The sequence below is a fragment of the Dechloromonas sp. CZR5 genome, from assembly GCF_008711155.1.
In the GTDB taxonomy this organism is placed as follows: Bacteria; Pseudomonadota; Gammaproteobacteria; order Burkholderiales; family Rhodocyclaceae; genus Azonexus.
In genome coordinates, this window is sequence record NZ_VUYQ01000002.1 from 162301 (window position 1) to 188655 (window position 26355).

The 26355-nt window shown below is 57.9% G+C and carries 23 protein-coding genes and 1 pseudogene; 7 read left to right on the forward strand and 17 right to left on the reverse strand.

Going from position 1 to position 26355, the window contains the following annotated elements:
• Window positions 1-55: 55 nt before the first annotated feature.
• Window positions 56-973: an alpha/beta hydrolase gene (locus tag F1002_RS05825; protein ID WP_150428083.1), complete on the reverse strand. Its 918-nt coding sequence runs from the start codon at window positions 971-973 to the stop codon at window positions 56-58.
• A 159-nt stretch (window positions 974-1132) separates the two neighbouring features.
• On the opposite strand from F1002_RS05825, the gene F1002_RS05830 reads away from it, so the two are divergent.
• The gene (locus F1002_RS05830; protein ID WP_150428084.1) at window positions 1133-2074 is read left to right on the forward strand and encodes a LysR family transcriptional regulator; all 942 of its coding nucleotides are present in this window, start codon (window positions 1133-1135) and stop codon (window positions 2072-2074) included.
• A gap of 140 nt (window positions 2075-2214) precedes the next feature.
• Window positions 2215-2502 carry a hypothetical protein gene (locus tag F1002_RS05835; RefSeq protein ID WP_150428085.1) on the forward strand — a complete coding sequence of 96 codons (288 nt, stop codon included), beginning with the start codon at window positions 2215-2217 and terminating at the stop codon, window positions 2500-2502.
• A gap of 435 nt (window positions 2503-2937) precedes the next feature.
• Here the strand turns inward: F1002_RS05835 and F1002_RS21480 are convergent, their stop codons facing one another.
• Window positions 2938-3108 carry a helix-turn-helix domain-containing protein gene (locus F1002_RS21480; protein WP_370452117.1) on the reverse strand — a complete coding sequence of 57 codons (171 nt, stop codon included), beginning with the start codon at window positions 3106-3108 and terminating at the stop codon, window positions 2938-2940.
• 200 nt (window positions 3109-3308) lie between these two features.
• On the opposite strand from F1002_RS21480, the gene rpoH reads away from it, so the two are divergent.
• Window positions 3309-4169 (forward strand): RNA polymerase sigma factor RpoH, encoded by an 861-nt coding sequence (gene rpoH, locus F1002_RS05845; protein WP_150428086.1) that lies wholly within the window; start codon window positions 3309-3311, stop codon window positions 4167-4169.
• A gap of 57 nt (window positions 4170-4226) precedes the next feature.
• On the opposite strand, the gene F1002_RS05850 is transcribed toward rpoH, so the two are convergent.
• From F1002_RS05850 to F1002_RS05900, 11 genes are all read right to left on the reverse strand, one after another.
• A complete protein-coding gene (locus F1002_RS05850) occupies window positions 4227-4718 on the reverse strand; it encodes a nitrate reductase cytochrome c-type subunit (protein ID WP_150428087.1) in 492 nt (163 codons plus the stop codon).
• A gap of 30 nt (window positions 4719-4748) precedes the next feature.
• Window positions 4749-5654, reverse strand: coding sequence for a quinol dehydrogenase ferredoxin subunit NapH (gene napH, locus F1002_RS05855; RefSeq protein WP_150428088.1), 906 nt, complete (start codon window positions 5652-5654; stop codon window positions 4749-4751).
• Entirely contained in the window at window positions 5651-6523 is an 873-nt protein-coding gene (napG, locus tag F1002_RS05860; RefSeq protein ID WP_150428089.1) for a ferredoxin-type protein NapG, read from the reverse strand. The genes napH and napG overlap by 4 nt, the downstream gene beginning before the upstream one ends.
• Before the next feature lie 87 nt (window positions 6524-6610).
• Window positions 6611-9160: a nitrate reductase catalytic subunit NapA gene (napA, locus tag F1002_RS05865; RefSeq protein ID WP_370452118.1), complete on the reverse strand. Its 2550-nt coding sequence runs from the start codon at window positions 9158-9160 to the stop codon at window positions 6611-6613.
• A 1-nt stretch (window position 9161) separates the two neighbouring features.
• Window positions 9162-9428: a chaperone NapD gene (locus tag F1002_RS05870; RefSeq protein ID WP_150428090.1), complete on the reverse strand. Its 267-nt coding sequence runs from the start codon at window positions 9426-9428 to the stop codon at window positions 9162-9164.
• 126 nt (window positions 9429-9554) lie between these two features.
• The gene (locus tag F1002_RS05875) at window positions 9555-10313 is read right to left on the reverse strand and encodes a TatD family hydrolase (protein ID WP_150428091.1); all 759 of its coding nucleotides are present in this window, start codon (window positions 10311-10313) and stop codon (window positions 9555-9557) included.
• Window positions 10310-11563, reverse strand: a complete 1254-nt coding sequence (locus F1002_RS05880) for a D-amino acid dehydrogenase (RefSeq protein ID WP_150428092.1) — start codon at window positions 11561-11563, stop codon at window positions 10310-10312. Before F1002_RS05880 ends, F1002_RS05875 begins: the two co-directional genes overlap by 4 nt.
• Window positions 11560-13701: a bifunctional (p)ppGpp synthetase/guanosine-3',5'-bis(diphosphate) 3'-pyrophosphohydrolase gene (locus F1002_RS05885; RefSeq protein ID WP_150428093.1), complete on the reverse strand. Its 2142-nt coding sequence runs from the start codon at window positions 13699-13701 to the stop codon at window positions 11560-11562. Before F1002_RS05885 ends, F1002_RS05880 begins: the two co-directional genes overlap by 4 nt.
• Window positions 13702-13722: 21 nt before the next feature.
• The gene (gene rpoZ, locus F1002_RS05890; RefSeq protein WP_150428094.1) at window positions 13723-13929 is read right to left on the reverse strand and encodes a DNA-directed RNA polymerase subunit omega; all 207 of its coding nucleotides are present in this window, start codon (window positions 13927-13929) and stop codon (window positions 13723-13725) included.
• A 16-nt stretch (window positions 13930-13945) separates the two neighbouring features.
• The gene (gene gmk, locus F1002_RS05895) at window positions 13946-14554 is read right to left on the reverse strand and encodes a guanylate kinase (protein ID WP_150428095.1); all 609 of its coding nucleotides are present in this window, start codon (window positions 14552-14554) and stop codon (window positions 13946-13948) included.
• A gap of 42 nt (window positions 14555-14596) precedes the next feature.
• On the reverse strand, window positions 14597-17173 hold the full coding sequence (locus F1002_RS05900) for a response regulator (protein WP_150428096.1): 2577 nt from the start codon (window positions 17171-17173) through the stop codon (window positions 14597-14599).
• Window positions 17174-17892: 719 nt separating this feature from the next.
• Between F1002_RS05900 and F1002_RS05905 the strand changes: the two genes are divergently transcribed.
• From F1002_RS05905 to F1002_RS05920, 3 genes are all read left to right on the forward strand, one after another.
• A complete protein-coding gene (locus F1002_RS05905) occupies window positions 17893-18249 on the forward strand; it encodes a hypothetical protein (protein WP_150428097.1) in 357 nt (118 codons plus the stop codon).
• Window positions 18250-18627: 378 nt separating this feature from the next.
• Entirely contained in the window at window positions 18628-20202 is a 1575-nt protein-coding gene (locus F1002_RS05915; RefSeq protein WP_150428098.1) for an AAA family ATPase, read from the forward strand.
• Window positions 20203-20425: 223 nt separating this feature from the next.
• On the forward strand, window positions 20426-21712 hold the full coding sequence (locus F1002_RS05920) for an inovirus-type Gp2 protein (RefSeq protein ID WP_150428099.1): 1287 nt from the start codon (window positions 20426-20428) through the stop codon (window positions 21710-21712).
• Window positions 21713-21902: 190 nt separating this feature from the next.
• Here F1002_RS05920 and F1002_RS05925 read toward each other — a convergent pair whose 3' ends face one another.
• From F1002_RS05925 to F1002_RS21485, 4 genes are all read right to left on the reverse strand, one after another.
• Window positions 21903-23204, reverse strand: a complete 1302-nt coding sequence (locus tag F1002_RS05925) for a TIR domain-containing protein (protein ID WP_150428100.1) — start codon at window positions 23202-23204, stop codon at window positions 21903-21905.
• Window positions 23205-23214: 10 nt separating this feature from the next.
• Complete coding sequence (locus tag F1002_RS05930; protein ID WP_150428101.1) at window positions 23215-23820, reverse strand: hypothetical protein; 606 nt, start codon at window positions 23818-23820, stop codon at window positions 23215-23217.
• Window positions 23821-24731: 911 nt separating this feature from the next.
• Window positions 24732-25220: a Cd(II)/Pb(II)-responsive transcriptional regulator gene (gene cadR, locus F1002_RS05935; RefSeq protein ID WP_150428102.1), complete on the reverse strand. Its 489-nt coding sequence runs from the start codon at window positions 25218-25220 to the stop codon at window positions 24732-24734.
• A 16-nt stretch (window positions 25221-25236) separates the two neighbouring features.
• Window positions 25237-25488: a hypothetical protein gene (locus F1002_RS21485; RefSeq protein ID WP_223879486.1), complete on the reverse strand. Its 252-nt coding sequence runs from the start codon at window positions 25486-25488 to the stop codon at window positions 25237-25239.
• 149 nt (window positions 25489-25637) lie between these two features.
• Between F1002_RS21485 and F1002_RS05945 the strand changes: the two are divergent.
• Window positions 25638-26321, forward strand: a pseudogene (locus F1002_RS05945) (ferredoxin--NADP reductase); the annotation flags it as partial.
• Between the last annotated feature and the right edge of the window lie 34 nt (window positions 26322-26355).

A 26355-nucleotide genomic window follows, 5' to 3' on the forward strand; every position in this document is an offset into this window, starting at 1 on the left:
CCGTTTGCGGCAGGGCCGATGGCTGCTTGGTGCTCCAAAAGCTCAGAGCCAGGCCTTACAGGTTTTGCTGGTAGAAGGGGATCAGCTTGGCCAGTGCCTGGCCAACAGGACCCGGCTGGTCGTACAACTCGTAGTGCGAAGCACCCTCGACAACGACCAGTTCCTTGACCTTCGACGCGGCGCGCGCATAAATCTCCAGCCCATCGCGATAGGCACCAAAGCCACCTGGCTTGTCGCCGACCACCACCATCAGCGGCGTCGTCAGCAGCGTCTCGGCCAAATGGAAGGCATCCCAGGCGGCTGAGGCAGCGCGGCGCGAGAACAGCCCACGCGTACCGGCGTTGTCATTGATGCAGCGGTTGCGGTAGTAGTCTGTGGCACCGAGCACGTCGATGTCCGCGATGCCTGCCTTGGCGACCGCATCCATGGAGGGCGGAACGAACAGGTCAACCTTGAGCGCCTCGCCCCGGGCCTCGGCGGTGCGTTGCTTCGCCACTGCCTCCATCTGGCCAATCGGGTCGAAGCCGCTAAAGCCTTCGCGGCACAGGCGGCCGTAGTTGACACCGGTGATGCTGACCAGGGCCTTGATACGGCGTTCAATCATGGTCGCATTGATGGCATAGCCACCGCCGCCGCAGATGCCCAGCACCCCGATGCGGTCCGCATCCACGTAAGGCAAGGTGACAAGGTAGTCCGTAACCCGGCTGAAGTCTTCCACGGCCATGGCCGGATCTTCAACGTAGCGGGGCTCGCCACCGCTCTGGCCTTGCGTGCTGCGGTCGAAGGCGATCACGACAAAGCCGGCTTCTGCCAAGGCCTTGCCATAGACATTTCCAGCGGTCTGCTCCTTGCAACTGCCGATGGGGTGGGCGCTGATGATTGCAGGGTATTTTTTGCTTTCATCGAAGCCGGGCGGAAAGTACAGGTCGGCAGCGATGTCCCAGTAGGTGTGTTTGATCTTGACGCTTTGCATGATGAGCTCCTTGTGACCGTCGAGTGAAAATTGCCTGGTCACTGTCATCTGAAGTCGTTCAACCAAGCACCGATGAACGAACTGTAGGCCGAATACTTGACTCGTCATAGCCATCAATTCGCACTACAGTTGTATCTTCAAATTAACAATGAGAACCACATGGACCCCTCACTGCTCCCATCCCTGGCGTGGTTCGCGCACGTGGCACATCACCGCAGCTTCACCAAGGCCGCTGCTGAAATGGGCGTCTCACGCGCCAATTTGTCCCAGAACGTGAAGGCGCTGGAGCGGCGCTTGAACGTCAAGCTGCTGTACCGGACGACGCGCGATATGTCACTCACCGAAGAAGGTCAGCGTCTCTACGACGTGTGGTATCCCGCATTGGTGGCGGTAGAACGCACGGTGCGCTCCATGCATGACATGCGCGATGAACCCTCGGGGCTGGTGCGTCTTAATACTTCGCGAGTAGCAGCCAAGACCCTGCTGGAGCCCCATCTGCAGGAATTTTGTGCACGCTATCCCAAGCTCCAGTTGGAACTGGTCATGGACGATGCACTGGCGAACATCGTGGCCGACGGCTGCGATGCAGGGATTCGGATTGGCGAGAGTTTGGCCGAGCATATGGTGGCGGTACCGATCACACCACCCCTGGAAATGGCGGTGGTCGCTACACCTGCGTATTTCGAGCAGCATGGGGTTCCTGCCACACCCACTGATTTAGCCCAGCACAATTGCCTGCGCTTCAGACAAACCAGCGGTGCGCTCCATGCGTGGGAGTTCACGTCGCTCGATGAGGGTGGTCACAGCTTCACTGTGGAGCCCCAGGGGCGCATCATTACCAATGACGATGATGGGATGATCCGCGCGGCCCTCCAGGGTGCCGGACTCATGCAACACATCGACATTGCTGTACAGCAGCACCTCGATTCCGGCGCACTGGTGCGTGTGCTGCAAGCTTGGTGCAAACCCTTTGCGGGCTTTTACATCTATGCACCGACCCGAGCACAAATGCCCGTCAAGGTGCGCGCGTTGATTGATTTTCTGGTCGAAAAACGCGAAGGCATGGCTCCGCTTCAGCACCCATCCATCAGAAAAAAGTAAGCGACGTGAGCAAGCTTCTCATGCGCCATTGTCAATTTGTACTGAATACTGTTGTGTAGTTTGGAAATCTTGCCGTACACGCTCTCTGGCCTCAGATTCAAGGTCTTGCAACTTTGACTTCCAAGCGCCGGGCTTTCGACATGACTTCTAAATACGCCACCCTGTTTCAACCCTTTGCCTTCGACAACGGTCTAGCGCTACGCAACCGCGTGGTGATGGCCCCCATGACCACCTGGTCTGCCAATCCAAATGGCTCCATCTCGGAGGTAGAGCTGGACTACTACCGACGCCGTGTTCAGGGTGTGGGCATGGTCATTACAGGTTGCACGCACGTGACGGAGAACAGCATAGGCTTCTCCGACGAGTTTGCCGCCTACGACTACTCCTTCATCCCGAGCTTGCGCCGTGAATCGACCGGTTTTTCCTAGATTGCGAAGCCTCAAGGACTATCAAGTTCTGCGTATGACCGCTATGCAGCAATGGCTGGTCAGTCGTGAGATGGGCATGGCGGGCTGCAACCACTGCACACCAGTCATTGGTCGTCAAAGCTCGGATGGCCGCAATGGGTCGAGTCCGGCATCTCATTAGTTCCCGTAAGCAGTCATTCGTTCAACACACCGCCACCGCGTCCGCTATCTGAACTATTCCGGTCGTCCGCCTGAAGTGATCTGACCGTCGGCTTTGGCCGAACTGCCGCCGGAGATACCCCCTTATCGCAACATCCTTAACGAACGGATCGCGACCGCAAGTGCTTTCGCGTAGCCAGCGCTGCCATCCCAAGTTTCAGTCAAGGCACTAATCAACTCTTGGTTTGAACAAACGGCCTCCGCGGTTACCCCTTCTTCAAGCTTTTCGGCATAGAGTCACACCTCCTCGGCCAGTTTGGTTGCCCTAATTCCCTCTCCTTTGAGAATTCGGCTAATTTGAGGTTGGCTCGCTCCAACGAATTCAGCCATCTCCGCCTGGCTAATCCCGTGCGCCCGAAAGATTCTGGCCGCACGCATCACGTGGGCCTTTTTCACCATCCCGATCATTTGAAAGGTTCCTTTGTCATAGCAGTTCTCTATTGGGAAACCAACAGCCTCTTGAGGTGCACAGTTTTCGACTCTATTGGAGAGTTTTCGACTTTAATTGCCAGGAACAAGCAACCTGCGTTGAAACTTTTTCAGGAACTTAGCACTCCTAGACTGCGAGTGCTAAAATGAGTATGACCCTTGAAGGAGGACTTAACGCTATGACCCACGCCTTGGCTCTTCCCATCCCCTCGACAGTCGGGAACATCGACGCCTACATTCAGGCGGCGAACCGTTATCCGATGCTGTCCGAAGCGGAGGAAATCCAGCTGGCCGAGCGTTTCCACAACGAAGGCGATGTGGAGGCGGCGCGTCAGCTCGTTCTGTCACATCTGCGCCTCGTGATCTCCATTGCCCGGGGCTATCTCGGTTACGGCCTGCCACATGCCGACCTGATCCAGGAAGGAAATATCGGCCTGATGAAGGCCGTCAAGCGCTACGACCCGTCACGCGGCGTGCGTCTGGTGTCGTTCGCCATGCACTGGATCAAAGCCGAGATTCACGAATACATCCTCAAGAACTGGCGCCTGGTCAAGGTCGCCACGACCAAGGCACAGCGCAAGCTGTTCTTCAACCTGCGTAGCCTGAAGAACGACTACGAGGGCGTCGACACCCTGTCCGGCACGCAAGCCGCCGAGGTTGCTGCTCGTCTGGGCGTCAAGCAGGAAGAAGTCGTCGAGATGGAAACCCGGCTGTCCGGACGCGATCTGGCGCTGGAAGGGAATCCGGACGATGGCGACGAAGCCTTCGCGCCCATCGACTATCTGGCCGACTCACGCTACGAACCGACCCGGGTTCTGGAAAACAAGGCGCTGGCCTATCAACAGAATGAAGGCCTGCATGCCGCACTGGACGGGCTGGATTCGCGCAGCCGCCGCATTGTCGAGGCGCGCTGGCTGAATGAAGACGAGGCGGCAACGCTGCACGAACTGGCCGCCGAATTCAACGTATCCGCCGAGCGCATCCGCCAGATTGAGGTCAAGGCGCTGCAGAAGATGCGCAGCTTGCTGGCTGCCGCCTGAGAAGCCGAACCGGAAAACAGAAAGGGAGCCGCGGCTCCCTTTTTTTACGTCGCTTGATCAGTTCTTTTTCTTGGCTGCCTTGCCCTTGCTTTCGGCGAGGTTGCCCTTGAAATCGTTGTCGACCAGCGGCGGTGCATCGACTTGCGGCACGTGGCACTGGACGCAGTTGTGGCGGGCGGCCGAGGCTTCCGGCAGGACCTTGCCCTCACGGTCGCGGAAATGGCTGTCGCCGATCTTCGGCGCCTTCTTCTTCTGGTAATTGGCTGCGCTGTGGCAGGTCATGCACTGGTTTTCCTCAAGCGTGATCTCGTCGAAATTTTCGACTGCGTGGGGAATAACCGGGGGCTGCTCCTTGAAGGTCCGCGCCACCTTCTCCTGTCCTCCGGGCTTGCCGCCCAGATATTTTTTGGCCTCGGGCGCCTGATCGACGGTGGCGACATCGCTGCCGCGCATCGGTTTTGGCGCCTCCTGGGCGAAGGCCGGTGATGCAAACGCCCAACAGGCGACGGACGCCAGAACGGCACAGGACAGCTTCAGGGTGTGTTTCATGATGGGCGCTCCTCCTCTAAGACTCGATCATCACTTGGCTCCGGGCTGCACCCCGATGGAAGCAGTTGGAACCGGGTTATTGCTGCGTAGTCCGAAGTTGAATACATCCTTCGAACAGACATCGATACAACGTCCACAATTGGTACAGTTGGCGGCCAGGATCACCGGCCCGACACCCTTGCCCTCGCCTTTGAGGGCGGGGCGGATGACCTGCGGTTCGGGACAGACTTCGAAGCAGTCCATGCAATCGTTGCAGGCGCTGCGTTTGCTGGCCGAAATCCGTACCGGACTCCACTTGCCGAGCAGGCCGTAAAAGGCACCCACCGGGCAAAGCCGGCCGCACCAGCCGCGCGTCATCACGAACAGGTCGAACAGGAAAATGGCCAGGACGACCATCCAGGCACTGCCAAGTCCGAAGATCAGGCCGCGATGCAACATCGATACCGGATTGATCAACTCCCACAGTACGACACCGGTTATGGCCGAGGCGACCAGGGTCATGCCGAGAATCCAGTAACGCGTTTTGGCCGACAGGCTGCTGGCGCCCTTGATGCCCAGCCGGTCGCGCAACCAGCCGGCGGCATCGGTCACCATGTTGATCGGGCACACCCAGCTGCAATAAACGCGGCCACCAACCAGGAAATAGAAGGCGACGGCGATGGCAACGCCGATCAAGCCCAGCTTTTCAGGCACATGGCCGGCCATCAGCGATTGCAGCGCGACATAGGGGTCGGTCAACGGCAGCACGTCCAGGGTATAGCTGTAATTCAGGTTGCCCTTGACGATCCAGATGCCGGCCAACGGCCCGATCATGAACAGCGCGAGGATGGAAAGCTGCGACAGGCGGCGCAGGATCAGCCACTTGTGTGCGCCCAGCCAGCCCTTTGCCTCGATCGCTTCCGCGCCGATACGCTTTTTGTGGGAAACCTGGCTCATGGCTTGCCTCCCAAACCAGGCGGCAGGCTGGGAATCGTCACCACCTCCTGGCCGGACATACCGCGCATGGCTTCGGTCTGGCCCGATGCCGGATCGTAATGTCCAGGCAGGCGCGCGCCTTCCGGCAAGCGGTCGGGCAGGTCGATCATTTTCGATTCGTCAATCAGCGAATGGCCAGCCTTTTTCTGCTCTTCCCAGCCCAGACGGTAGTGTTTGCCAAGCTCACCCTTGGCCAGCTTGGACGGCAACACGCGGATGGCTGCCTCCTCCAGGACGCAGGATTTCTCGCATTTGCCGCAGCCTGTGCAGTGCTCGGAATGCACCGTGGGCAGGAACATGGCATGCCGGCCGGTACGCTGGTTGGGCACCATGTCCAGCGTGATCGCCTTGTCGATGACCGGGCACACGCGATAGCAGACATCGCAACGCAATCCCAGGAAATTGAGGCAGGTTTCGTGATCGATCAGAACGGCCACGCCCATCCTGGCCTTGTTGATATCGGTCAGGCCGTGGTCGAGCGCCTTGGTCGGACAGGCCTTGACGCAAGGGATGTCGTCGCACATCTCGCACGGGATGTTGCGGGCGGTGAAATACGGGGTACCGGTCGCCACCGGGGCTTCCGGTTTCGCCAGTTCCAGCGTGTTGTAGGGGCAGTCGCGAACGCACAGGCCGCAGCGAATACAGGCGCCGAGAAAATCGCTCTCGGGCAAGGCACCGGGCGGGCGCAGGGCGAGCGCCGGCAGGGCTTTCGATTGCTTGGCGTAAAGGCCCAGCCCCAGCCCGAGCATGCCGACACTGCAGACCATCTTGGCGGAATCGAACAGGAACTGGCGGCGCGCCGCGTCACTTTTTGGGGGTGTTGCTGTCATCTCTTATCTACTCTGCAGTTCAGCCAGCGCCGGATGGGCCCCTTTTCCCATCCGGTACCGGCACTCCCTGATTGCCTTGTTGTCGCTTTACGCCTTCACCACTTTGCAGGCGCACTTCTTGTAGTCCGTCTCTTTCGAGATGGGACAGGTCGCATCCAGCGTCAGCTTGTTGATCAGCCGATGCTCGTCGAAAAATGGCGCGAAGACCAGCCCGACCGGCGGCTTGTTGCGGCCCTTCGTTTCAACACGCAACTGGACTTCGCCGCGCCGGGTGGCCAGCTTGACCACATCGTTGCGGGCCAGGCCGCGCTTCTTGGCGTCTTCCGGATGCATGTAGAGCACCGCGTCCGGCATCGCCTTGTACAGTTCCGGCACGCGGCGGGTCATCGAGCCGGTGTGCCAGTGTTCCAGCACACGCCCCGTGCACAGCCACAGATCGTATTCCGCATCCGGCATTTCGGCAGCCGGCTGGTAGGGCAGCGCAAAGGCTATCGCCTTGCCGTCCGGATAACCGTAGAAACGCACGCCCTCACCCTTCGGCACATAGGTGTCGTAGCCCTCGCGGAAGCGCCACAGCGTTTCCTTGCCGCCAACCACCGGCCAGCGCAGGCCGCGTGCCTTGTGATAAACGTCGAAATCAGCCAGGTCGTGGGCCTTGCCGCGACCGAAGGCGGCGTATTCCTCGAACAGCCCCTTCTGAACATAGAAGCCGAAGGCCTGGGACTCGTCGTTCATGTAGTCTTTGAACGCGTGGGCATTGACCTTCCCAACTTCGTCCAGCCCGAACTTGTTGACCTGGCCGTTGGCGTAGAGCACGTCGTACATTGTCTTGCCCTTGTACTCCGGATTCTTGTCGAGCAGTTCGGCCGGCCAGACTTCCTCGATCTTGAAGCGCCTCGAGAACTCCATGTACTGCCACAGATCGGACTTGCCCTCGCCCGGCGCCTTGACCTGCTGGCGCCACATTTGGCCACGGCGCTCGGCGTTGCCGTACATGCCTTCCTTTTCCATCCACATGGCGCAAGGCAGGATCAGGTCGGAAGACATCGCGGAAACCGTCGGGTAGACGTCGGAGACCACCACGAAAGCCTTGGGATTGCGCCAGCCCGGATAGATTTCGTCATTGACGTTCGGGCCGGCCTGCATGTTGTTGGTCGTCGAGGTCCAGTAGAAACCGAGCTTGCCGTCCTTGAGCGCGCGGCTCTGGGCCACGGCGTGCAGGCCGATCCAGTCGGGAATCGTCCCGGCCGGCAGTTTCCACAGCTTTTCCGACAACTCGCGATGCTTGGGATTCATCACCACCATGTCGGCCGGCAGGCGATGGGCGAAGGTGCCCACTTCGCGCGCCGTGCCGCAGGCGGACGGCTGGCCGGTCAGCGAGAACGGCCCGTTGCCCGGCTCGGAAATCTTGCCGACCAGCAGATGCACGTTGTACATCATGTTGTTCACCCAGGTACCGCGGGTGTGCTGGTTGAAGCCCATGGTCCAGTAGGAAACGACCTTGACCTTCGGATCGGCGTAGGCCTTAGCCAATGCTTCGAGGTTTTCCTTGGGCACGCCGGAAATCTCGTGCGCCTTGTCCAGCGTGTATTCCGACACAAAAGCGGCAAATTCGTCGAAAGTCATCGGCGCCGAATTGTTCGGATTGCCCTTCGGCTTGCCGTCCTCGCCCGGGTAGCCGTTGTTCATCGCGACCTTTTCCAGCGGGTGGTTCGGACGCAGGCCGTAGCCGATGTCGGTAACGCCCTTGGCGAACTTGACGTGCTTGGCGACGAAATCCTTGTTCACTGCACCGGTGGTGATGATGTGGTTGCAGATGTAGTTGAGAATGGCCAGATCGGACTGCGGTTTGAAGATCAGCGTGTTATCGGCCAGTTCGCAGGAGCGGTGGCTGAAGGTCGACAGCACGTGAATCTTGACGTGCTTGGCGCTCAGACGGCGATCGGTGATGCGTGCCCACAGGATGGGGTGCATCTCGGCCATGTTCGAACCCCAGAGGGCGAACACATCGGCATGCTCGGCGTCGTCGTAGCAGCCCATCGGCTCATCGATGCCGAAGGTGCGCATGAAGCCGGCCACGGCCGAGGCCATGCAGTGACGGGCATTGGGGTCGATGTTGTTGGAGCGGAAACCGGCCTTGAACAGCTTGGCGGCGGCATAGCCTTCCCAGACGGTCCACTGGCCCGAGCCGAACATGGCGATATTGCGCGGCCCGCCTTCCTTGAGCGCAACCTTGCACTTCTCTTCCATGATGTCAAAGGCCTGCTTCCAGGAAACCGGCTTGAAGTCGCCGTTCTTGTCGTACTTGCCGTCCTTCATGCGCAGCAGCGGCGTCTGCAGACGATCCTTGCCATACATGATCTTCGAGAGGAAATAGCCTTTGATGCAGTTCAGGCCGCGATTGACCGGAGCCTCCGGATCGCCCTGGGTCGCCACGACCCGACCCTCCTTGACCCCGACCAACACGCCGCAACCGGTACCGCAGTAACGGCAGACACCCTTGTCCCAGCGGACTCCGTCGCTGCCCTTCTGTTGGGCTGCCGCCAAACCGGGAACGGTAATACCGGCTGTTACGGCGGCCGCCGCCACCGCATTGCTCTTGATGAAATCACGCCGGGTCAGTTTCACTTGCATCATCTCAGGCCTCCTCGTCTGGATCGGATTCGTACTGGTGGTACACCAGCGAAGCCGAGAGCACGCCCGGCAACTGGTGTATCGCTTCAAATGTGGTGACTGTGGCGCCTTCCGATGCGCTTTCGATGGACACGATGATGCGCCCGTCGTCATTGACGACATGAACTTCCACCCCTTCGAGCTGCCGCAGGCGTTCAGCAACCTGCGCGGCGTCATCCGGTAAGGCACCGATGATGACGCTGGAAATATTGACCCCTTGGGAAACCTTCATGTCCATGCCACGCCCAGTCAGTTTGATGTCAGCTACGGCAGGCTACGCTCATCGGGACATGCTTCTTTAGCGCAGATCAAATCCGGCGAAATACCCCTGCAACTTCTAATGAAATGTTGACGGTAATCAAATAGAGGGCAAGACGCGACGCGTGTTCGCGACAGTCGCTGCAACGACAGCATCGCGTGTCATGCCGCGCAATTCGGCCAGCACATCGGCAATGGCCGGCAATTCCGCCGGGGTGTTGCGGCCGCCATTCAGCCAGGCGGGCGGGATATCCGGCGCATCGGTTTCGAGGACGATGGACTCCAGCGGCAACTCGGCGGCCAGCGCCCTGATGCGGGTCGAGCCGGTGAACGTCATCGCACCGCCAAAACCGAGTGCGAAGCCGAGCTGGATAAAGGCTTCGGCTTGCTGGCGGCTGCCGTTGAAGGCATGGGCGATGCCGCCCCGCACCCGGAAGCGGCGCAACTGCTTGAGGACCGGATCGACGGCCCGCCGCACATGCAGAAGGACAGGCAGATCGAACTCGCGGGCGAGTTTCAGCTGTTCGACAAAATAGTATTCCTGGCGCAAGGGATCGACGCCGCTCACGTAATGATCAAGCCCGATTTCGCCGACCGCGACGGGATTTTCGTCGGCCAGCCACTGGCGCAACGCGACCAGATCACCCTCAGCAGCCTGCATCACATAGAGGGGATGAATGCCGTAGGCCGCGACGCAGCCGGCGTACTGCGTCACCGTCTGTCGCGTTTTTGCGAACCCGGCGACAGCCACCGCTGGCACAACCAGCTTCGCGACGCCAAGTGCCTGCGCCGCCGCATGCACCTCGCGCCGATCGCCGTCGAATTCGGCCGCATCGAGGTGGCAGTGCGTGTCGATCATCCGCGCAAGAACGGAAAGTCGGGATCGGGCAGCGTGCCGCTCATCATCTCGGCCAGCGATGCCGCCGAACCGCAAGCCATCGTCCACCCCAGCGTGCCATGGCCGGTATTGAGCCACAGATTGTCGAAATGCGTCCGGCCGATCAGCGGCACATTCGACGGTGTCGCCGGGCGCAGGCCACACCAGAATGCCGGTTCGCCGACGGTCTGCAGACGCGGAAACAACTGCCGGGTGCGCTCGATCAAGGCCTGGCAGCGCACCGGATTGAGATCGAGGTTGTAGCCGTTGAATTCGGCCGTCCCGGCCACCCGCAAGCGATTGCCCAAGCGCGAGAAAACCAGCTTGCGCTCATCGTCGGTCAGGCTGGCCGAGGGCGCGTGGCTGTCTTCGGCCAGCGTCAGGGTCGCCGAATAGCCCTTGGCGGGATAGACCGGCACGGACACGCCGATTGGCCGCAACAGGAGCGGCGAGTAACTGCCCAGCGCCACCACGTAGGCATCGGCCGTCAGGAGTTCGGGGGCCTTGCCATTGTGCACGACCGCGCCGGCCACCTTGCCGCCGCTGGTCGCGATGCGCTCGATCGTCGTTTCCATGCGGAACTCGACACCCGCCGCTTGCGCATGCCCGGCCAGCGCTTTCGTGAAACGATGCGCATCGCCCGACTCATCCGAGCGCGTGTAATCGCCCCCGACGAGCAAATGGCCTGCATCGGCGAGTGCCGGCTCCAACTGGAGGCAACGCGCGACATCGACCGTGTCGCGGTCGAGTCCCAGCTGACGCATCAGCCGGGCAGCTTCGGCCGCCAGGGCGAAATCCTGGCGGTTGGTGTAAATGTGCAGGATGCCGCGTTCGAGGTGGTCGTACTGCAAGTCGAGTTCGGCGCGCAGGGCCTGCAGGCAGCGCCGGCTGTACAGCGCGAGGCTGACGATGGCGGCAATGTTCTGTTGCGTCCGGCCGGGCAGGCATTCGACGAGGAAACGCAGGCCCCAGGCCAGTTGCACGGGATCGGCACGCCAGCGCCACAGCAACGGGGCATCCTCGCGACCCAGCCATTTCAGGACACGCGGCAGGACGTGCGGATTGGCCCACGGTTCGGCATGGGAAACGGAAATCTGGCCGCCGTTGGCAAAGCTGGTTTCGTTGCCGGCCACCGGCTGACGGTCGACCACCGTGACCTGGTGCCCGGCCCGGGCGAGATACCACGCACTCGTTATGCCGACGACGCCGGCGCCCAGCACGAGTATCCTCAAGCCTCCCCTCCCCTTTCACGGGTGATCCGGGTGACCTCGGGAATATGGCGAATACCGCGCATCACGGCAGCCAGGTGGTTGCGATGGGCGACCTGGACGGTGAAACGCAGGCTGTTGTACAGCCGCTCCGGGTCGGTATCCATCGAGACATGTTCGATGTTCGACCCCGCCTCGGCAATGGCGGAGGCGACCTGGGCCAGCACGCCACGGGCATTCTTGACTTCGACGTTGATGCGGATATCGAACAGCTTGCCCTCTTCCGGCTCCCATTCGACATCGATCCATTTCTGCGGCTCGGCCGAGCGGGACTTGCGAATGCTCGGACAATCGTGGGTATGGATGACCAGGCCGCTCCCCTTCTTGATCGAACCGATGATCGGGTCGCCGGGAATCGGCTGGCAACAACGCGCCAGCTGGATGGCCATGCCTTCGGTGCCATGGATGGCCAGTGTCATGTTGCTCGGGGAATCGGACGAAAGGTCTTCACGCGCCAGCAGGCGACGGGCGACGACCGACGGCAGGCGTTTGCCAAGACCGATCTCGGTATAGACATCCTCCAACGATTTCTGCCCGCCCGCCTTGACCAGGGAATCCCAGGCTTCGGCCGGAATCGAAATGGGCACCACACCCAGCGACAGCAACTCCTGGCGCAAGAGGCGCTCGCCGAGACGGGCCGATTCCTCGTTCTGCATGGTGCGCAGGAAATGACGGATCTTGCTGCGCGCGCGGCCGGTTTTCACGTAGGTCAGCCACACCGGGTTGGGGCTGGCCTGCGGCGAAGTGATGATTTCGACAAGGTCGCCATTGCGCAGTTCGCTGCGTAGCGGCGCCAGTTCGTGATTGACACGCGCCGCCGAGCAGTGGTGGCCGACATCGGTGTGCACGGCATAGGCAAAGTCGACCACCGTCGCGCCGCGCGGCATGGCCAGTATCTTGCCCTTCGGCGTGAAGACATAGACCTCGTCCGGGAAGAGATCAATCTTGACGTTCTCGAAGAACTCCGACGAATCGCTGGTCTGCATCTCGAGCAAGGACTGCAGCCATTTGTGCGTCTTGATCTGCAGGTCGGCGCTCGATTCGTCCATGTCCTTGTACAGCCAGTGCGCGGCAACGCCTTCCTGCGCGACATTGTGCATCTCGCGCGTGCGGATCTGCACCTCGACCGGCGTGCCGTAAGGGCCGATCAAAGTCGTGTGCAGCGACTGGTAGCCGTTGGCCTTGGGAATGGCGATGTAATCCTTGAACTTGCCGGGAACCGGCTTGAACAGGCTGTGCAGGGCACCGAGCGCCAGATAGCAGGTCGGCACGTTGTCGACCACCACGCGGAAGCCGTAGATATCGAGCACCTGCGAGAAGGACAGGTGCTTGTCCTTCATCTTGCGGAAGATGGAATACAGACTCTTTTCGCGCCCGAAGACCTCCGCCCGCAGGCCGGCGTGCGCCAGCTTGTCGCGGATGCCGTCCAGGATGCGGGTAAGCAGTTCCTTGCGGTTGCCACGCGCGGCATTGAGTGCCTTGGACAAGACCTCGGCACGATGCGGGTGAATCAGCGAAAACGACAGATCCTGCAGTTCGCGATAGAGCTTGTTCAAGCCCAGGCGCAAGGCGATCGGCGCGTAGATTTCCAGCGTCTCGCGGGCGATGCGGGCGCGCTTGTCGGCACGCATCGCTGACATGGTCTGCAAATTGTGCTGGCGATCGGCCAGCTTGATGAGCACGACGCGCAGATCGCGCGCCATGGCCATCAGCATCTTGCGGAAATTCTCGGCCTGCGCCTCTTGGTAGGAGGCGAACTCCATCTTGTCGAGTTTGGACAGGCCATCGACCAGCTCGGCCACTTCCTTGCCGAACTTCTCGGCCAGTTCGTGCTTGGTAGTGCCGGTATCCTCCAGCACGTCGTGCATCAAGGCCGCGCAGATGGCATCGGCGTCCATGCGCCACTCAACCACCGCACCGGCAACAGCCAGCGGATGGGTGATGTAGGGCTCGCCCGACATGCGCTTCTGATGCGCATGGGCCTTGGCCGCGAACGCGTACGCAGCCTTGATTCTTGTTACATCGGCGGGAGGGAGATAGTCGAGACTATCGAGGAAAACCCGGTAGGCGGGTTCCACACAGGCGGGCGGCGCAGGATCCATGGGTCTTCACCGCCTCATGACTCAGGCCTGACCGCGGTTCAGCACTTCCAGACCAACCTTGCCAGAACCCATTTCCTTCAGCGCGACCACCGTCGGCTTGTGCTTTTCCGGATCCACCAGCGGCGTGGCGCCATTGGCCAATTGACGGGCGCGGTGCGCGGCGGCAAGGGTCATCTGGAAACGGTTCGGAATTCTCTTCAAGCAATCATCAACGGTAACGCGGGCCATGGTAAAACCTCAAAAATCAGATCAATCTTTCGAACAGGGCGGCGTGGCGAACACGCTGGATCCCGAAAGTCAGGCGGGAGGCGCGCACGACGGCACGCAATTCTTCCAGCGCCTGAGCCAACTGGTCGTTAATAATAACATAGTCGAATTCGCCGACATGGCGCATCTCGGCCTGCGCCGCCGCCAGGCGGCGGGCGATGACGTCGGCGCTGTCGGTGCCTCGGCCGGTCAGGCGGCTGGTCAACTCATCCATCGACGGCGGCAGGATGAAGATGCCGATCGCTGCAGGGAACAGCTTGCGGACCTGTTGCGCCCCCTGCCAGTCGATTTCGAGCAGCACATCGTGACCGGCCGCCAACTGATCGGCAATCCATTTTTTCGACGTGCCGTAGAAATTTCCATGCACCTCGGCCCATTCCAGGAATTCCTGGCGGGCGATCATGGCCTGGAACGCGACGGTATCGACGAAATGATACTCGCGCCCGTTCTCCTCACCCGGACGCGGGTCGCGCGTCGTAAAGGAGATCGACAAGTGCACGCCGCTTTCCTGCTCCAGCAGCATGCGCACCAAGGTGGTCTTGCCCGCCCCTGACGGAGCGGCGACGACAAAGAGATTTCCGGCCATTCGTATGTTTCCCGTGCAAACTGGCGCCGCGCGCCAAAAACGTCATTGTAGCGGCGGCTTCGGCAACCAGCGACGCAGTATCTGAGCCAGGCGATCCGGATCGACCGGCTTGGCGATATGGTCGTTCATGCCGGCATCCAGACAGCGCTGGCGATCCTCGGCGAAGGCATTGGCGGTCATGGCGATGATCGGGGTCATCGCGTAATCCGGCATACCCCGGATACGGCGCGTCACTTCGAGTCCGTCGATGCCCGGCATCTGCAGATCCATCAGGATCAGGTCGTAACGGACAGCCTGCACCCTGGCAATGGCCTGTTCGCCCCCCTCGGCCATATCCAGCGGCAAGCCCGTAATTTCGCGAATCAATTCGCTCGCCACTTCGCGATTCAAGGGCTCATCCTCGACAAGCAGGATATGCACAGCCGGGTCATGGCAGATCGGATACTCCGTTTCGGGCACCGCTGCCTCGGCGACCGTATCGGAAGCCGCCTTGCCGAAGCGCGCGGTCATCCAGAAGGTGCTGCCCTCTCCCGGCACACTGTCGACACCGGTCTGGCCGCCCATCAATTCGGCCAGGCGCTGCGTAATGACCAGCCCAAGACCGGTTCCACCATAGTGACGGGTCGTCGAGTTGTCGGCCTGTTCAAACGGACGGAACAGCCGCTGACGCACGGCCTCGGGAATGCCGATACCGCTGTCCTGAACCTCGAAGCGCACCAGCAGACTGTTTTCATCCTCTTCGACCACCGCCCCGCGCAAAGCGATGGTGCCGGACTCGGTAAACTTGATCGCATTGCTGACATAGTTCAGCAATGCCTGGCTGAGCCGCGTGTAGTCGCCGACCAGACTGGGCGGCAGCCCGTCCGTCACGGCCCGGAAAACCACCCCCTTGGCCGCGGCCTTGTCGATACTCAGCCCGATGACCCGCTCGACCACATCCGCAAGGCGGAAGGGTGCCTGTTCAAGTACCAGCTTGCCCGATTCGATCTTGGAAATATCGAGGACGTCATTGATGATCGACAGCAGGTGATCTGCCGACCCCAGCATCTTGTCGAGCCGATCAGCCTGACGCGGCGTAAGCTCGTCTCGCTTGAGCAGGTGCGCCAGACCAACGATGGCATTCATCGGCGTACGGATTTCATGGCTCATGTTGGCGAGGAAAGCGCTCTTCGTCCGGTTGGCCGACTCGGCGGCATCCCTGGCCTGTTCGAGCTGCGCCGTGCGATCCCGCACCAATACCTCAAGATGCTGACGATAGTTTTCCAGTTCCCGCGCGTTGCGTTTCGGCTCGTCGATATCCGCAACAAGCCCGACCAGTCCGACCAAATTGCCTTGTTCGTCAAGTAACCGCCGCCCGCACAGGAAGCCCCAGAACATTGAGCCATCGCGACGAATGTACTCCCGCTCCAGGCGGACGAAAGGAATTTCGGAAGCCATCAGCTTGAGCATTTTCCCCCGCCCGACCTCCCGCTCCGCGGGATGGACCAGCGACACATATTCATCGCCGATCAGCTCTGCCATGGGAATGCCCCACATGGCCGACATCCGTTCGTTGGCCATCACGATGCGTCCTTGCGGATCGACCAGGAAAATTGCGCCATCGGAAGTGTCGAAAAGCGTCCGCAGTATCCGCTCGCGCTCGCCAAGGCGGCTGGCATAGCGATGCATCATGAAGAGCGCACCACCGCTCAACGCGATGAACAGGATCAACATGGCCAGGATGACCCGGCGCTGCCCCTGCCAGGGCTGCAGATAATGGTCCTCGGGAACGCCGACGTCGATATAGAAACGGTAATCCGGATTGAAGCGGTAGGCATGCAAGCGTGAAGGGCCATCGACACCGGCCTCGTTGAAAACGTAAGTGCCTTCGTTCGGATTGACCGCCAACGCCGCGCTGAATTCCCGCGACGCATTGGTCGCCCCGTGCTCGGGAAGCGACCCGTTCGTCGGCACCCGGGCGAGCAGCGTCAGGTCGTGGTCGCGCCAGGAGATTGACCCGGTATCGCCGATACGCAGCCCGGCAAAGCGTTGCTGAAAATGGTTCAGTTCCACACCGGCGTAAGCAACCCCGGAGAACGCGCCGCTGACATCGGGCAGACGCCGCGCGATAACAATCATCGCCCTGCCGGTGACCCTCCCCACCAGCGGTTTGGACATGACCCATTCGAGCGCCGGGTTATCCCGCAAGAGCTGAAAATAATCCCGGTCGTCAACTTTCAGACCGACCCCGCCTCCGCCATCAAAGCCGACCACGGAAACCCCCTCGGCATTGGCAATGCGCAGCACGCCCAGTGGCGGCAAGCGTTCTCGCTGGCGGCTGAGGAAGCCCTCCATGGCCTCGGGCGAGCCGTGGGCGCTCGCGACATGCTCCATGTAATGATCGATGGCATCCCGCAACAGCAGATCGACCTTCTCCAAGGAGGCGGCCACATCGCGCTCGACCAGCATGGCGAGGTTTTCGGTCGTCTGCCGGGTCTGGCTGCGATGCTGCCTGAGACTGGTCGTCAGCAGGTAGGAGCCCAGCGCAATGGCCGACAGGATCACCGCCAGCCACCCCAGTATGAAGCGTTGCGTCAGTGCCGTTGGAGACAGGGGGGTAACGGCGCCGACGGCTTGCATGATCCGGCTTTTATTCCAGGTTGGATCTGAATCAGTAGTGGCGAGCACAAAGGCCCGCCACTACTGATTCAGATCTATTCGATTTTTCAAAAAAGTACACGCTTGGGTACACGTTTTCTCCACCCTTTACTGATCTGCAATGAAACAACAAATTTTACGCGATTGCGACACTAGGCCTGGAGACCAGATCACGTGATTTAGTCTACATGTGTTAGTGAGACTTCGCACAAGTTGCAGCACTCAAAGACCTTATTGGCGCCAGCACAGACAATGGAGGAGAATTTAGGCACGAAAACTAGCTCCACAATATTTTGGAGACCCCCTTGCCAGAATCCATTTCGCAATCAGCTGCGCGCACACTATCTCTCCCCGCAGGCCCCTACATAGATGTATCTGAGGCAATTAGAATTCTCGCGGAATTCAAATTTCCATGCGACCATCACCTCTATCCTAGCGAAACTCCAAACACGGCTAAGCTCAGATGGTCAGACGATGAGCGATCCGAGAGTCTACCCGTACTCCCTCCCTTGCATTCGGTTTGCAATGGATGCCTCCTTGCCAGAAGCGAGTACTCGGAGTACCTCACTGGGCGCCTTCATAAGGCTGCTACGGAAAACAAATTAGAGGTTCGCGACGCTTTTCAGACGCAGGTAAAAGACGTCACCAAGTACTCCACTCCGTATTGGTTTGCCCGCAGCGCTTCGATACACCGAGACCACTTGATTTCATTCTGTGATTTCGAGGACATCCCCATCACCCAAAGCGCCAGATTCACAACAAAACAAATGGGCAACGACCTTGCCCCCGGCAAGTTACCCAAAACTGCGATCGGCAAATTGGCAGTGGAAGCTGCTTGGGAAATTGAACGTGAGACGGTAAAGATAGCCTCTGCTCTTGCTGTTATGGAACGCCTGCGTGCATGGGTAGAGAAACGGGAAGGGGATTGCCTTACCGGGAAAACAAAACATGGTGTCACATGGATGACAACAAAATTTGTCGAAAAAACGTACGACTTAGAAGCTTGCCGGAAAACGCTGAAGACATGGCACGAGAGCCGACGCCAACCCCGCGCCTAAGACCTCTAGGCAGAATCTAAAACCTCTGGACAGCCTGGGGAAAACGAAAAATCAAAATTGCCTCCATGCCGCGGCTAACCAGCCAAACGGTCACACATAGGAGCGCAACATGTCATTACGTAATAGCTGTCAAACGGAGCCGACGAATCTGACTCCCTTCCCAATTCATCCGATGCTATCCGCGTTTGATGAACTACCGGAATCTGCCTTCGTTTCACTTCACGTTGTTTGTGCCTTGTTCTGCTGCTCTCCGGCCACGGTTTGGCGTCGAGTTCGTGCAGGCCTGCTGGCATCCCCCCATCGCATCGGATTGCGTACCACGCGTTGGCGTGTTGGTGATATTCGGAAGGAACTCGCCAAGCCTATGGGGGACGAGCAATGATTCCGACGACACCACCCCCAGGCTCCTTCCCTCGCGCCAACAAGGCTCTCCCTTCAGCGTTCGGCACTCGCGTCAAAATCGTTCCTGCCGCAACTATTCCACCTGAATCAATCAAGTGGATTTGGCGTCACTGGATAGCAGCAGGAAAATTTCACATGCTCGCTGGCCAAGCAGGCGCGGGAAAAACAGGGACTGCAGTCAATATAGCATCCACAATTTCACGAGGGGACTCCGGAGGGCAATGGCCTGATGGCACCGCTGCACCATCAGGAAACGTGGTGTTCTGGACATGCGAAGATGGAGTCGCTGACACGATCATTCCACGCTTTATCGCCGCTGGTGCAAACATGAGTCGCCTCTTCGTTCTCACTGGAACGGAAGAAAATGGTCGCCAGCGCGCATTCAACCCCGCGAAGGATCTCGAACGTCTCATGCAGCGTGTCTTGGAGATCGGCAATGTCAGCCTGATCATCATTGACCCGATCCTTCAGGTTGTCAGTGGGGACTCCCATAAAAATGCAGAGGTTCGGCGTGCGCTTGAACCTTTGGTAGCATTTTCCGAAGAGCACGGCATTGCAATTCTTGGGATTACGCATGTCAACAAGCGCTCCAAAGGCAAGGATCTTCTCGATAGAATCACCGGCAGCCTTGCCTACACCGCCATGTCGCGGATTGTCATCTTGGCTGTAAAAGGCACCAACACGGAAGGTAATGATGCTCGTAATAGCAGTGTTCTGGTTCGAGCAAAAAGCAACCTAGGTCCTATTGAAGGTGGATTTACTTACCAAGTAGAACCCTATCAATTCGAATCCTACGGCGAACAGTTCGAAACCTCGGTCTTGGTCTGGAATCCGATTCAGCTAGAAGGCGCACCAGAAGCAATCTTGCGTGACGTTGAGCGTAACGGTGGCGATTACATCGAAAGCACCAATGCATTGGCGGCAGCACGCAGCTTTCTGGAAAACCTATTGGCAAAGGGAGGCCTTCCCTATCCCAGTATCGTGGACGTTGCCAGTCGTCAAAATCCAGCTATTTCCGTAGCCTCCTTGAAACGAGCCAAGACTGAGCTTGGACTCTTCACCTTCAAAAAACCCGCCAAGCCCCCTTACCAAGCCTGTCACTACTGGTATCTCTCTAACGTACTGGACGATCAGGATCCGTCGCTTCTGAAATGCATGCAGAACTCCCCTATGGAAGTAAGGTCGTTTTTTGATCCGCCAATCACTCCTACGCTGAATGGCAATTTTTGGGGTGGCTCAGTGCCAATTAGTCAATCACCCGTATTTACCGCTCCACATGCTCCATATGCATCAGTTGAACCACATGAACCAGTTGCACCACGAGACAACGAACTCTACTTGGTGAACGCACTCGAATTGGCAGTGAAAGAAGCGCAACGCGCGTTTTCATCTCGAAAGCAGGATGCTGACGTTCCCATGGAGGATCTTATCTTTGAGATCGAGGAGGACGTCACTGAGAATTTGCTTGATGACGCGACATTGCTCGCCGAACTCCGTCGTCGGCTCCGTGCGCAACAATGGTGGGCGCTCTTGCCCCCATTGATCCGCTGAGCTGCACGTCAAAGGGAGCTCACGCTGATGAGCTCCTGATTTCCTTTGTATTTTCTTACCGCAAACACCGATAACTATGAGGTGTAACTCGGCATAAAAACCATCGGCACAACGGGAAGATCGATCTCGGCCATCGATTGCTTCTCGCTTGTTTCGAGCACCTCTTATTTAGGCGCGCATTTCTTATTAGATTAATTAATCTATACTTATTTATATATTTACCATGACTATCGAAAATCAACCAATCCCTACTTCTTATGGAACGACCAATCCCATCCTGAGTGCTATCGACACTCATAACATGGAGCCATTGCAAACCATATCGAAGCTGTCTAGCCCATCTGCCCATCGATCATACCGAGAACCACTCTGGGATATTTTTGAATTTGTACGTCAGGTTTTGAGCAAGGAAGCACCTGGCTTTCGAATCTTCGTGAAGAAGAACGGTGACAAGCGTATTGAAGCGTTAGCCTTGGGTGAGCGGTTCTATCGCCTGATGAACAACTTCATGGCTCGCATTCCCGAAAGCACTGACCCAGCAGGATTTGTCGGTCTGTTCCGTGATTGTTGTATCGAGTTGAAGCTGTACTACAACCCGTTTGGTAAAGCCGGTGACTATCACCGTCCTGGCGCAGATGGGAAGGACATGAATGGTGCTGAACTATTCAATGACTTACTGGAGCTGATCCGTAAGCGTGCTCAGCACGATAAGCGTTGCAAGAACTACCTGAACTTTGCCGAAGACTACGATCTCGATGAACTGAGGAACGTGGTGGCGTACTTCGATGATCTGTTCGTCGATTACTCGAAGATACTGGTGGTTCGGGTCGATCTTGGTTATCAGGCCTGTGAAGCAGACAAGATCAGCTTTGAGCGTGCGCATCGCGACATTCAGCGTTTTATCAACTACCGGCAGTGGCATACCTGCTTCAAGCACTGCATCGGCTATGTGATTGGCCGTGAACGGGGTACTAGCTCAAACACGGAGAACGGTGGCAATGGACGTGGCTATCACTTCCACTGCTTCATGCTGTTCAATGGGCAAAAGGAGAAGAATGACGTCGAACTGGCCAAGCAAATTATCGACTACTGGCAAACACGGATCGTCAATTCCCGTCGTACGCCGGCAGATGCGCGGACACAAACTTGGTTCTGCAATTGCAACTTAGGGCACTATCGGCACAACGGAATCGGCATGGTTCAGCACTCGGATGAGTTGAAGCGCTGGCACATGATTTCTGCGCTGATCTACCTGACGAAGCGTTCTCAGTCCTTAGGTGACGATGTTCCGCCAGGAACGAGAGCGCTCACGAAGGGGCAGCATAAGCCTCGTGCTTTGGAAACGCGAGGACGCCCACGTCAATACATGATTCAGGGGAAAAAGGTTTCCATCCAACGAAGAGATCATTCATCTGGTGATTTTTTACAGGCTGGCACGATGCTTTTGACGAGCACACTACCTTTCACTTCAGGAGAGCCGCCACGGATACTGCCCTCATGCCTTTCTTAGAAGGCCGGATATCGGCCAAAGCGGCCGTAGAGGGTGACTCGCTGCTACGTCCGCAATACGGCGGACTACGGCCCCTGGCAGTGCAGAGTTACCGAACTGCAGGTATGAGCCCCATCAAGCAGGCACTCGGATATCTAAAGAAATCGGGGAGATCACTTTGATATTTAACCCTGCGCGATAAATGACTGGATCAGCTTTTCAGCATCCCAATCAGCAACTCAGCGATCTGTTCCGGAGATTTCTCGGCGAGGGATACGTAGCCGATGGTTGGTGCTAGCCCATCGATATCCACGTCTTCAACTTTCACCGGCAAAATGTAGGCGTTACCGCGCTCTTGGAGCGCTCGCGCCGTAGCACTCTTGCGCTCATGTGTGGTCCACATCCGATCGGCGTATTCCTGTGAAAGGAACATGACGCAGTACCGGGACTCTTTGCGGTAAATGCGGTCGAACGTCGCTACAAGATCTTTGCCCCAAAGCTGCTCAGGATAGAAGTTGTCGTAGAAGACACTGAAGCCATGCTGCTTAAGAATCGTGGCGATCGTTTCAGCCAAAGTACGCTCGGGGCCAGCAAACGAAAATGCTACGTCGTATTTGAATCCGGTCATTGATGAAGTGGTAATCACTGGATTGGGGGCCGCAGCGACGCCTTTTGGCGTGGCTGCTCGGGGTGCAGCTATCTGCTTTGCGGGAAGAAAGGTCATTCCCCACGGTTTCAGGATTGCCTGTGCCTCCAGCAGTCCCTTGATGCCCGCAGCAAAGTGGGTGGCATGGGCATCGAACCATCGGTGAGCAAGTTCGGCGTTAGATCCAAAGAAATCATCCCCCCGCTTCTCGAACGGTGTGAAACGCCACCAGCAGCCTTCGAAGTCGTACTCCGGGCAGTCGTCAAACCATTTGAACCCGCCGAGGAAATCGATGATCGACTGAAATTCATCGGAGAGTGGCATATGCTTGGCGCGGTAATGGGTTGTCCATCCCTTGTCACTACCGCCTTCGATCCAGGTAAAGACGAAGCGGAAGAACTCATCCTCACTTTCCTTCATCTTTTCAGTTTTAGGCGAGGTATGCCCGTCGCCACAGCAATAGAGATTCGGGCGAGCACGTCGAGTGGCTGGCTTGCCGTAGAAAAATCCCCAGCCCTCGGGCTGCTCAACGCATAGGCCGCAGTTCTCTAGGTGCGAAACAGCATTCTGGAAAATCGGAAAAGACTTGCCGATGTCGGCGCTTAATCCTTTGAGATCAAACCCCTCGGGTACCTGTCGGCAGAAACATTCGCTGCCGTGGAAGGCACAGTCCGAACGGTTGAAGCCCAGTAATGAAAGGAAATCAGTCGTCTGGAAGCCGGCCGTCGAATAGCTATTTGGCCGAGCATGCAGCGTGTCGGCAAAATCATCTTTACCGTTCTGTAGTCGGACCAAGATGTAGTTGATGCCGTCCCCAGCATGGTTACCGATTACCGTAGTTTTGAGTGCCGAATGGAGGTTTGTCATCGTTCCACGCTTACCCTACAACACGGGCCAAGTATTCGTAGGAGCATTGTGGTGGAGCATCGCGGAAATACTGATTCGCACCATCTGGCAGTTTCGAAAGTTCATGAATTCTCGCGTGCTCCCTATCCTTGTGGGCGACTATCCCGGCCAGCTCTTGGGATTCATTACGCATGCACCTAAGTTCCTGTTCCGCAGCAGCAGGGAGATCCGTCCAGTACGTATAGGCGCACTCGCCACGCTTAACTACATGGTCAATGATGATGAGATCTCCGGGGGGCTGGCTATCCGGATGTGACGTCTTATGCAGCGAAATGTCGGTTTTCTTGCCGTGGTATTCCAGCCATGCGTGCGATGCAGCACCTTCCCACTGGCCATCGTTAATCCACCCGACTACGACCTCGGTTTGGATTTCGTGCTTACGACGAAGATGTTCTTGCAGGAAGAACGCCAAGTTGTAGCACGCCTCTGTCATGGACATCCCCACAACTACGCGATCATAGGTCGCCTGCGCTACGACAGCGATGGTTCGCTCGATCGGGGAGAGTGAATCAAGCCACACCGCATTCCTTACCTTTAGAGCTGCGATTTCAGCCCTCCGACGTGCAGCCTCGCCCATCCAATAACCCCATAAACTATATGATCAGCATATTGTACTGAAGGAATCTTGGTGTTTAGCCTCAACGTTGGCTCTCATGCGCGAGCTATCCACTAAGAGGAAACATTCCATTTGGCACGATTAGCCGTGGTGGAACTCATGGCTATCGGCCACAACCTGCCTGTCGCCGAATCTCCGAAGACGTCACTCAAAGGGCTGGTTGACTCCGAAACCTGCCAGGCAGCCTACGGAAGGGGCTCGGCCTTTGCCGCCGCTGGCTGATTGCTTACTGTCGGTCAGCAGTCTGGCGGTAAGCTGCCCTTGGGGGTATTTCCCGGCGACAGGCAGCTTTCTACTCCGGTGAGTACGTGCTCCCGACCCATAACGGTCGTTGTCCAGATGAGTCGGGTCGGTCAGTAATTCGCCGCTTACCTGCCGTCCGGACTAAATAGTGTCTAGGAATCTACGACTGTCAGCAGTAGGGCAAGCAAAAAGCCCAAGCGTTTCAAGCTTGGGCTTCTGAAATCCTTGGCTTCGTAGCAATTGATCGAAGCAATGCGGCTGTCGCCGTTTGGGTACTACGCAATCATCTCAATTTGCGGCGGACTATCAGTCATGCTGCCTCCAGTCACTTTGTTTGCTTCGAGAACCTACTTACATCTCTTCGGTCTTCGATTCCAGATTACTCCTCCGCGGGCAAATGTCTAGTCTTGCGCAACTACACCCCCAGGCGTTTAATAGTTAGTTGCCTAAACGGTTGCTGTGCTCCGACACCAGCAGAAAAGCCTAAGCCAGCAGTTCGGCCATTGCTGCCTGTGACGTTGGCTGGATTGAATGGCCGTTATTGCCAAGGTTGCCGTCGTTGATGGAATGCTTGATTACATCAAGGAGAATCACAGATAACGGATAAATCGTACAGCTAACCAATGCCATCAAACTTGGTTGCCTTGAATGCCCTTCGCCGAGTTGGGGTTTGCAGCATGCCGATGCGCTCCCTGAACGTGGGATGCCGTCTTGCCGCTAGGCACAATCGCTTGAGACAACCCGTCAAGAATGCCACAGTGGGCAGCATCACGCGCCTCGCCACACCGCTCGCGCAGGCCTTTCAGTTGCCTCTCCAGTTCCTGGAGTTCTTGCATCCGTTGAGCAACATGTCCAATGTGCCGGTCAAGCAGTCGATTCACATCCGCGCAGTTCTCCTGTGGTGATTCCTTGAAGTGCTGCAAGACTCGAATTTCATCCAGCGTCATATCCAAACTGCGACAGCGCCGAATAAAAGATAGTCGCTGTACATGGGCATCTCCATAAATGCGGTAGTTGCCTTCGCTGCGGGCAGGTATTGGCAGCAGCCCATCGCGCTCGTAATAGCGGATCGTTTCCACATTCGTCCCGGTAAGGCGGGACAGTTCGCCGATTTTCATCTTCATCTCCTGATGTTTATACGGACCGAGTCGGTTGGAGCATGATGATTGCCATACCGGCCAGCGTGAGCACACTGCCGACAAGATCGCATCGAGTTGGGACAACGCCATCGATCTGCCATAGCCAGATCAGGGCAATCGCCACGTAGACAGCCGAGAATCTCGTCCTGCACCGTGATGGCGAACAATCCCTGAGCTTTGACGAACTCAAGCATCTCTTTCGCTTCGACCATTCTCTTTTATTGTAAGCCCTTGACTCTGTAGCCACTCAAGGGTTTCTAATACAGGTAGCTGAAAAAGTCATGAACCAGAAGCAATTCCTGACGCTAATCACTAGCAGCCAGTCGCACGCTCCACGTAACTGACCGTCTAAAACGATCATGAAATTGCTGAGTTGAAAGTCTATTCTGATGAAGCTTCATCAATGGCCAGTTCGTGATGATCGGCATGGAAGTCAATGGCCGCCCGCTGATGCGCGCCTATAGCATTGCCAGTGCGAATTACGAAGAGCACCTGGAGTTCTTCAGCATCAAAGTTCAGGATGGTCCTCTGACCTCGCGTCTGCAACACCTGAAGCCGGGCGATCCGCTCCTGGTCAGCAAAAAGCCTACCGGCACCTTGGTTCTGCGCGACCTCAAGCCGGGGCGTCGCTTATTCATGTTTGCCACCGGCACCGGCCTGGCCCCGTTCATGAGCCTGATTCACGATCCGGAAACCTATGAGCGTTTCGAGAAGGTCATTCTCATCCATGGTGTTCGCTGGACTAACGAGCTGGCTTACCACGACTACATTGAGGAAGATCTGAAGGAACACGAATACCTCGGCGATCTGATCCGTGAAAAATTGGTCTATTACCCGACGGTGACTCGTGAGCCATTTCGCAACGAGGGTCGTCAGACTGACCTGACCCTCTCCGGTAAGTTATTTGCCGACCTGGGCGAGCCGCCCATCGACCCAGCTACCGACCGCGGCATGATTTGCGGCAGCCCGGCCATGCTCAAGGAAATTTCGGCCATGCTTGATGGCTTCGGTTTGACGATTTCGCCGCATATCGGCGAAGCCGGTGATTATGTGATTGAGCGTGCATTCGTCGAGCAGTAAGCAACGGGTGACCGACTCAAAGTCAAACCCCAAG